4 protein-coding genes and 2 pseudogenes are annotated in these 7,950 nt (G+C 65.0%); 3 read left to right on the forward strand and 3 right to left on the reverse strand.

Annotated elements, in window-relative coordinates; genetic code table 11:
• A pseudogene (locus FFS60_RS28120) lies at positions 1 to 384 on the forward strand (LLM class flavin-dependent oxidoreductase); the annotation flags it as partial.
• Between the two features lie 87 nt (positions 385 to 471).
• Here the strand turns inward: FFS60_RS28120 and fusA are convergent.
• Positions 472 to 2,574 carry an elongation factor G gene (fusA, locus tag FFS60_RS28125; RefSeq protein WP_028627646.1) on the reverse strand — a complete coding sequence of 701 codons (2,103 nt, stop codon included), beginning with the start codon at positions 2,572 to 2,574 and terminating at the stop codon, positions 472 to 474.
• A 332-nt stretch (positions 2,575 to 2,906) separates the two neighbouring features.
• A complete protein-coding gene (locus FFS60_RS28130; RefSeq protein ID WP_028627645.1) occupies positions 2,907 to 3,194 on the reverse strand; it encodes a GYD domain-containing protein in 288 nt (95 codons plus the stop codon).
• Positions 3,195 to 3,511: 317 nt separating this feature from the next.
• Between FFS60_RS28130 and FFS60_RS28135 the strand changes: the two genes are divergently transcribed.
• Together FFS60_RS28135 and FFS60_RS28140 are read left to right on the forward strand one after the other, a co-directional pair.
• Positions 3,512 to 4,165, forward strand: a complete 654-nt coding sequence (locus tag FFS60_RS28135; protein WP_137823848.1) for a peroxiredoxin — start codon at positions 3,512 to 3,514, stop codon at positions 4,163 to 4,165.
• 55 nt (positions 4,166 to 4,220) lie between these two features.
• Entirely contained in the window at positions 4,221 to 4,979 is a 759-nt protein-coding gene (locus FFS60_RS28140; RefSeq protein WP_137823849.1) for a Mut7-C RNAse domain-containing protein, read from the forward strand.
• A gap of 323 nt (positions 4,980 to 5,302) precedes the next feature.
• Here FFS60_RS28140 and FFS60_RS28145 read toward each other — a convergent pair.
• A pseudogene (locus FFS60_RS28145) lies at positions 5,303 to 7,950 on the reverse strand (ATP-dependent DNA helicase); the annotation flags it as partial.

Raw genomic sequence — 7,950 nt, forward strand, 5'->3', positions numbered from 1 at the left:
CACATCGGCATCCGCGGCCAGCGCTACTTCATGGAATCGCTGGCCTACTGGTACGCCGGCGGCGAACGCCCGGACCCGGAAAAGTGGAAGGACGACACCTTCATCGACGGCAACGGCCAGGCCGTGATCAAGTCGCGCTTCGCCTCCGAGGAAGTCACCGTGGACTTCTCCGACCCGACCATGGCGATGATGAACCCCAACCATGCCTACGGCACCGTGAACGACTGCATCGGCTACGTGCAGCGCCTGATCGACGCCGGCGCCGACGAAATCCTCTTCATCTGCCAGATGGGCACCGTGCCCCAGTGGGCACAGATCGAAACCCTGAAGAACATCGGCGAACACGTGATTCCCTATTTCCGCAAACAGAACGGACTGACCTGAGCCGCGGAGTGAGGAATGCAAAACGGGACTTCGGGCCCGTTTTGCTTTTCCGGCGATGCAGCGTGTAGGGGCGAATTCCGCCTGGCCTCAACCCGACTTTTTCACGATGGCCTCGGCGATGCTCGTCGGCACTTCGGCGTAACGGGCGAACTCCATGGAGAAGCTGGCGCGGCCCTGGGACATGGAGCGCACGTCGGTGGCGTAGCCGAACATCTCGCCCAAGGGAACCTCAGCGCGGATGATCTTGCCGGACACGCCGTCGTCCATGCCGTGGATCAGGCCACGGCGACGGTTGAGGTCGCCCATGATGTCGCCCATGTAATCCTCCGGCGTCACCACTTCCAGTTTCATCACCGGCTCCAGCAACACGGCACCACCCTTTTGCGAGAGCTGCTTGGTGGCCATGGAGGCGGCGATCTTGAAGGCCATCTCGCTGGAGTCCACATCGTGGTAGGAGCCGTCGAACACCGCCGCCTTCAAACCAATCAGGGGATAACCGGCGAGCACGCCGTTCTTCATCTGCTCCTCGATACCTTTCTGGATGGCCGGGACAAACTCGCGCGGCACCACGCCGCCGACCACTTCATTGATGAACTCCAGCCCCTCCTTGCCTTCGTCCGCGGGGGCGAAGCGAATCCAGCAGTGACCGTACTGGCCACGGCCGCCAGACTGGCGAACGAACTTGCCTTCGATCTCGCAGGTCTTGCGGATGGTCTCGCGGTAAGCCACCTGGGGCTTGCCGGTGTTGGCCTCGACGTTGAACTCGCGCTTCATGCGGTCGACGATGATGTCCAGGTGCAGCTCGCCCATGCCGGAGATGATGGTTTGTCCGGTCTCCTCATCCGTCCTCACCCGGAATGACGGGTCTTCCTGGGCCAGCCGGCCAAGGGCGATGCCCATCTTTTCCTGGTCGGCCTTGGTCTTGGGTTCGACGGCGATGGAGATCACCGGTTCGGGGAAATCCATGCGTTCGAGGATGATGGGCTTGTTGAGATCGCAAAGGGTGTCGCCGGTGGTGACGTCCTTCATGCCGATCAGGGCGGCGATGTCGCCGGCGCGTACTTCCTTGATTTCGGCGCGGTGGTTGGCATGCATCTGCACCATGCGGCCGACGCGCTCCTTCTTGCCTTTCACCGAGTTGAGCACGGCATCACCGGAGTTCAACACACCGGAATAGACGCGAACGAAGGTCAGGGTGCCGACGAAGGGGTCGGTGGCAATCTTGAAAGCCAGTGACGAGAAGGGTTCGGTGTCGTCGGCGTGGCGTTCGTCTTCTTTCTCCGGGTCGTCCGGGTGAGTACCGCGAATGGACGGAATCTCGGTGGGTGCCGGCAGCAGTTCCACCACCGCATCCAGCACCAGCGGTACGCCCTTGTTCTTGAAGGAGGAACCGCACACTGCCGGCACCACTTCGCAGGACAAGGTACGGATGCGCAGGCCCGTCTTGATTTCCTCCTCGCTCAGGTCGCCCTCGTCGAGGTACTTGGTCATCAACTCCTCGTTGGCTTCGGCGGCCACTTCGAGCATCACGTTGCGCCAGTGGCGGGCCGTTTCTTGCAGCTCGGCGGGGATTTCTTCTTCGCGGAAGCTGGCGCCCTGGTCGGCGTCATTCCAGTAGATGGCCTTCATGCGGATCAGGTCGATCTGGCCGTTGAAGTTCTCTTCCTGACCAATGGGCAACTGGATCGGCACCGGCGTGTGGCCGAGGCGCTTCTTGATCTGCTCCACCACGCGCAGGAAGTCGGCACCGGCGCGGTCCATCTTGTTCACGTAGGCAATGCGCGGCACATGGTACTTGTCGGCCTGGCGCCAGACCGTCTCGGACTGCGGCTCCACGCCGTCGGCACCACTGAATACCACCACCGCACCGTCCAGCACGCGCAGGGAACGCTCCACCTCGATGGTGAAGTCGACGTGACCGGGGGTGTCGATGATGTTGATGCGGAACTTGTCGAGCTGCTTGCGCGAGCCGCTCCAGAACGCAGTGGTGGCCGCCGAGGTGATGGTGATGCCGCGTTCCTGCTCCTGCACCATCCAGTCCATGGTCGCGGCGCCATCATGCACCTCGCCCATCTTGTGGTTGACGCCGGTGTAGTAAAGAACCCGTTCGGTGGTGGTGGTCTTGCCGGCATCCACGTGGGCCACTATGCCGATATTGCGGTAATGGCTGATGGGGGTCGTGCGGGCCATGACAATCACCTCCGTGCGGGTTATGGGATATGGCAGGGCCGCACGCGCTCCGGCGGTGCCACCGGCACCGGGTTCGAGAACAAAGGTTGTGGGCGCAAGGCCTCGCTGCAAGGGCATGGCGCAGCCCCCCCAGCCAGCACCTCCCCTCCTCTAACGCTAGCACCGCCTCGCCCATGCCACCGGCCACTCATCCGCTAGTCCGGGCGGACGATATCGGCTTCGACAAACTCGACGTATTACCCACCAGCCAGTACCTGCTCAAGGCCGCTGCCGCGCTTTGGGCCCAAGGGGAGCGGCCACCGGTGCGGCTCCCCGTTCGAGGGCGGGACTTGCTACAGGCCGCTGAGCAGGCGCCGGAACTCTTGTTCCGAATAGCCGCGCAGTGTCTGCGTCCTTACATTGCCCAACTGGCCCGTCTTGAGCAGCAGGGTGGTCGCCGCTTCCTCATCCCCTTCGACGATCAGCACCAGGTCGAAGCTGCCTACCGTCCAGTAGACGGTCTTGACCGAAAGGCCGAGCTGCTCGGCCAACCCTTTGAAGGCGACGAACCGATCCGGGGAGTCCTTGACGCTGCGGATACCCTGATCGGTGAAGGTCGCCAGCGTGATGAACGTAGCCATACGCTCGCTCCTGTTGAGTTGCAGGGCGACGGTCGGGATTGCGGAAATCACTGCACCGGAAAAAGGCCGCCACTCTTCCCGCCATGCATGCCCATCTGGCGCAATGCGCCACGGGCCCTGTCGACAGCGAGCTTCCGACGACCTCCACAAAGTAGGAATAGCACTCCCGGACCGGGACGCATGACCACTGATCCAATGTCCGCCGGGCAGGCCCGGGAGGCCGGCCTATACTTTCAGCCCCGGTAGGCCGATGGACCTGCCGCGATAGCCGCCGTGGGTTGGCGGCCCCTTCCAGCCAGACAGAAAGGAGGACTTACATGGCAATCCGCATTGGTGACGAAGCGCCCGATTTCACTGTGGACAGCACCGAAGGCACGATCAATTTCCACCAGTGGATCGGTGACCAGTGGGCCATTCTGTTCTCCCACCCAAAGGACTTCACGCCGGTCTGCACCACCGAGCTGGGCTACATGGCCAAGCTCAAGCCCGAATTCGACAAGCGCAATACCAAGGTGATCGGCCTGTCCGTGGATCCGGTCAGCGATCACCGCAAGTGGGTCGGTGACATCGAGGAAACCCAGGGGCACGCGGTCAACTACCCGATGATCGGCGACGAAAACCTGGTGGTGGCCAAGCTCTACGACATGATCCACCCCAATGCCAGCGCGGGCCCGCGCACTGCAGTGGATAACGCCACGGTGCGTTCGGTGTTCATCATCGGCCCGGACAAGAAGGTCAAGGCGATGCTGGTCTACCCCATGAGCGCCGGTCGCAACTTCGACGAGGTGCTGCGCCTGCTGGACTCGCTGCAGCTCAACGCCAAGCACACGGTGGCGACGCCGGTGAACTGGCGTCCGGGTGATGACGTGATCATCCCGACCTCGGTATCGGACGAAGATGCGAAGAAGAAGTACCCCGACGGCTACAAGACCCTGAAGCCCTACCTGCGGGTCGTCGCCCAGCCCAAGTGAATGGCCGCGCGCCCTCTTCCGGGAGGGCGCGCCAGCGCCTGCCATACTCTTCCCCATGGTCAGGGCCACATTCCGTTTCTACGAAGAGCTCAATGACTTCCTGCCCGCCGAGCGGCGCCGGCAGGCATTCACGTGCGCCTGTGCGCGGGCGGCCACCGTCAAGCACATGATCGAGGCGCTGGGCGTGCCTCACACCGAGGTGGAACTGGTCCTGCTCAATGGCGAGTCGGTGGGCTTCGAGCGGGTGATCCTCGATGGCGACCGGCTGGCGGTCTATCCCAAGTTCGAGGCGTTGGATATCAGCCCGCTGCTCAAGGTCCGTGCCCGACCGCTGCGAATACTGCGCTTCGTCGCCGACGCCCACCTCGGCGGCCTCGCCAGCCTGCTGCGCATGTGCGGCTTCGACACCCTCTACGACAACGGCTTCGAGGACGGCCAGATCGCCGAAATCTCCGCCCACGAAGGGCGCATCGTGCTGACCCGCGACCGCGAGTTGCTCAAGCGCCGCATCATCACCCACGGCTGCTACGTACATGCCTTGAAACCCTCGCTGCAGCTTCGCGAATTGTTCGAGCGCCTCGATCTGGCCCGCAGCGCCAACCCCTTCAGCCTCTGCCTGCACTGCAATCACCCGCTGCAGGAAATCACCCCGGAGCTCGCCCGCCCTCGCCTGCCGCCGCGCATCGGTGCGCTCTATTCGCGCTTTCTCAGCTGCGATACCTGCGACCGCCTCTACTGGGAAGGCTCCCACTGGCGCAGCATGTGCGCCCTGCTGGCCCCCTTGCTGGCTGTGGATAAGTCCGACGAAGGCTGATCGGCGCATACCCACAAAAACGGTGGATGAAGCTGTGGATAAGCTGTCGGGAGATGGCCAGGCGCCAGGTCCTCCGGGGGCCCCTTGGGTTGGGTCAATTTCTGAGCGATTACAAGCGCTTAGGTGCGCAGCTGGAAGAAGGCGACTTTCGGTAGGGGCGAAAGATTTACCAGCGGGCCAAACCCCTTGTAGGAGCTGGCTTGCCAGCGAAACGGGGCCATTCGCTGGCAAGCCAGCTCCTACGGGTAATGCATCTGCTTGCAACACGTCATGCAGACAGAGCCAATGAATTCGCCCCTACACGGTAAGTGCCCAACCAGTACCTACAACGGCATCCGTGCCCGTCTCGACTGCTGCCCCAGCGGCGTGGCGGCCGGCTGGCGTATCAGCGCCGCGCGCCATTCATTGGCGGTGGAGGGATCGGCGTCCTGCAACAGATGCACCTTGCCCGCCACCAGCGTTGCAACTGGCACGCCGTCACGAAACAGCAGGCGATTGCCTGCCACCGCCGGCACCTTGGCGCCGTTGAGCAGGGTGCCCACCAGGTTCAGCGGGTCGCAAGCGGACAGGCCGACCAGGCTGCCCTCCAGCGGGCGCTTGCGCACCTCTCGCAGCAGGCCGACGGCCTCCGGCAAGGCAAACTGCTCGCCGGAGGTGCCGGCCACGAAGCGACCACCACGAATCTCGCCGCGCGCTTCCAGGCGATGGAAGACCCGCAACAGGTCGCGCCAGGGCGGCAGCCAGTCGGCCTCGCGCTCCAGCAGACGCCAGCCCACCACGCCATATCGACGCAGCAGGGTGCGCGCGACATGTTCCAGGGCCTCGGCCGGGACCTTGCCGTTGCCCTCCTCCGCCTTGCCGCGCAACAGCGCCCAACGCCCGGCATCCTGCATATTGGCCAGGGCCAGGCGCGCGCGGCGGTCATGGCGGCTGCGACGCGCCGCCGGAAGCAGCAACGAACGCAGGCCGGCGAAGCTGTCGGCGTTGGCCAGGCCCAGGGCCACCAGCTCGCCCAGGCAATCCTCCAACTCGCTGCGCAGCAGGTGGGCCTCGTCCATCAGCTCATCGAAGAACAGCGCACCCTGGCTGGCCAGTACCTGGCGCACGCGCTCGGCGCGGGCGGAGGGCGCGGGGGCCGGCCCTTCCTGCAAGCAGGCACGCCAGAGCGCCAGGCTCTTGCGCGGCAGCAACAGGATGGGGGTGCCGCGCACCGGCACCGCGACTGCTTTGCCGCGCCCGCCCAGGCGACACCAGACCACCCGGCCAGCACGGCAGAGGTCGTCCAGCCAGTTGATGCCGTAGTCAGCCACCCGGCTGGGGAGAATTTCACTTTCCCAGGCGCCAGCCGCCGCCTCGAAGCCTTCCAGTTGGCCCAGCACCCCGGCCAGCGCTTCGGCACCGCGCACCTGGGCATTGGCGGCAACGCGTTGCCAGTCGAACAGGAAGCGCATGAAATCGGCTCGCTCCACCGGTTCGATCTCGCGGCGCAGACGCCGCACCGTGTAGCGATGGATACGTGCCAGCAGATGGCGCTCGCACCACTCTTCCGCTGTCGCGCCGGGAGTGAAGCGGCCACGCAGCACCTGTCCCTCGCGCTCCAGGCTCGCCAGGGCGAAGGTCAGCGGCGCAGGGCTCTGGTGCAGGTCGGCCGCCAGCTTCGCCAAAGTCAGTGGACCAAAGCCACCGAGACGGGCTCGCACCACTTCCACCAGGGCGGCCTCGGCCTCCCACGCGGCGGTGAAACCCTCCGGCGCGGTAATGGCCGGCTTGCGGACGGCTTCTGGATAGAGCGCGCGGAGTTGTTCCACACGCTCGGCCGCCAGCCACAGGGCGGGCGTGCCGTCCAGGTGCATGCACGCGGCGCGGCGCGCCTTCGCCAGTCGGGTGAGCCAGCCTGCCCAGTCATCATTGGCGTCGACCTCTGCCTGGGTCACACAGGCCAGAGCGAGCAGGGCCTCGTGCATCTCATCGGCATCGCGCACCTGTGGCCAGGCTTCTTCGGCCACGGCCGCGATGGCCTCCCTATCCAGCGCGCCCAGATCGTCGGCGGACTCCGGATCGCTCCAGCGCCGTTGTTGCACGGCCTGGGTACGGCGTTCTTCCAGTGGCGCGTCATCGAGAAAGGCATAGGGCCGCGCGCCCAGGATTTCCGCCGCCAAGGACGAAGGCGCCGGCAGGTCACGGGCAACCAGATCGACTTCGCCCCGCTCCATTCGCCGGAGCAGGGCCAACCAGCCCTCGGTATCCATGGCCTCGTGCAGGCAGTCATCCAGGGTCTGGGCCACCAGCGGGTGATCGGGAATCTCACGTTCGCCCACCAGGTTCTCCTGGCAGGCCACCTGGTCGGGGAACACGCTGGCCAACAGGTCTTCACTGCGCATGCGCTGGATTTGCGGTGCCACCTTGCGGCCCCCGGAGTAGCGCGGCAGGGCCAGCGCGGCGGAAGCATTCCAGCGCCAGCGCACGCCGAACAGCGGCGCATCGAGAATCGCCTGGATCAAAAGGTGCTCGGCGCTGTTGGAATGCAGGTAGCGCCAGACCTCCTCCAGCGGGAAGCTGTGGCTGGTGGACAACGACAGGATCAAGGCGTCCTCGGTGGCCGCCGCCTGCAGCTCGAAGTTGAAGCTGCGGCAGAAGCGCTTGCGCAGGGCCAGGCCCCAGGCACGGTTGAGCCGGCTGCCAAAGGGCGAATGGATGATCAGTTGCATGCCCCCGGATTCATCGAAGAATCGCTCCATCACCAGCCGTTGCTGGGTCGGCAAGGCCCCCAGGGCCGCCCGTGCCCGCGCCAGGTACTCGACTATCTGCCGCGCGGCTGCCTCGCTGAGGCCAATGTCTTCGCGCAAAACCTCGATCGCCCGCGCAATACCCTCCCCTCGCTCGGGCGGCTCCCCTCTCCCCCTGGGAGAGAGGTTGGGGGTGAGGGTTGCATCAGCAGGCTCGGACGCCACCAGAACGTCCTCCACCATCC

The sequence above is a fragment of the Pseudomonas sp. D(2018) genome (assembly GCF_005502555.1).
Taxonomy (GTDB): domain Bacteria; phylum Pseudomonadota; class Gammaproteobacteria; order Pseudomonadales; family Pseudomonadaceae; genus Metapseudomonas; species Metapseudomonas resinovorans.

Excerpts from the sequence above, each read along its gene's own strand:
- FFS60_RS28130 (WP_028627645.1), bottom strand. The coding sequence starts at position 3,194 with ATGGCTACGTTCATCACGCTGGCGACCTTCACCGATCAGGGTATCCGC.
- fusA (WP_028627646.1), bottom strand. The coding sequence starts at position 2,574 with ATGGCCCGCACGACCCCCATCAGCCATTACCGCAATATCGGCATAGTG.
- FFS60_RS28140 (WP_137823849.1), top strand. The coding sequence starts at position 4,221 with ATGGTCAGGGCCACATTCCGTTTCTACGAAGAGCTCAATGACTTCCTG.
- FFS60_RS28135 (WP_137823848.1), top strand. The coding sequence starts at position 3,512 with ATGGCAATCCGCATTGGTGACGAAGCGCCCGATTTCACTGTGGACAGC.